General features: G+C 63.8%; 1 protein-coding gene. It reads left to right on the plus strand.

Features of this window, described 5'->3' with window-relative positions:
* Positions 1-52: 52 nt before the first annotated feature.
* Positions 53-710: helix-turn-helix domain-containing protein (locus A5777_RS24885; protein WP_442903068.1), on the plus strand; the 658-nt coding region annotated here is incomplete at its 3' end.

Below are 710 nucleotides of genomic sequence, written 5' to 3' on the forward strand. Positions count from 1 at the left end.
GGCGGGTTCACATGATCGTCGCAACACTCTCAGGTGAGAGGTTGCGGCGATCATGTCGTTTCAGGAGGACTGTGTTCGGTTCGGTGACCAGTTGGCGAGGCTGGTGGATGCCGGGGTGCCGGTGAAGGAAGCCGCTGTTGCGGTGGGTGTGCCGCGGCATCGGTGCTACGCGATTCTCCGGGCGATCGGTCGGCCGGTGGGGCGGCCTCGTGGGCCGGGTAAGCCGGCTGATCCTGGACGGATCGTGGCGGTGTTCGATCGGACCGGGTCGATCAACAGGGCGGCGTTCGAGTGTGATGTGGCGTTCTCCGTTGCGCGTCGGATACTTGTCGATGCTGGCCTGGTAGACGCGGACAAGATCACAGTGTCTGGCAAGCCTGCGGCGAGGATGCGGTTCTTTGCGTTGATCGAGCAAGGCTGGTCCTCAGCGAGCGCGGCGCGCGAGGTGGGAGTCAATGTGCGCACCGCCCGGGATTGGCGTCAGGGAATTCGGAAGGTCGGCAACACCCGGGTCCGCCCGGACGGCACCGTTGTGGACTACCGGCTCGGAACCGTCTACAAACAGCCCGTGGCTACTATGACCTGCCCGGATGCGGCTATCTCGGTGATCAGCGATCGGTATCTGTCGCTGGAGGATCGGATTGCGATCGCTGACGGGCTGGTGGTCAAGGATTCGATGAGGACCATCGCCACGCGGATCGGAAAGAACG

It is taken from the genome of Gordonia sp. 852002-10350_SCH5691597 (assembly GCF_001665715.1).
In the GTDB taxonomy this organism is placed as follows: Bacteria; Actinomycetota; Actinomycetes; order Mycobacteriales; family Mycobacteriaceae; genus Gordonia; species Gordonia sputi.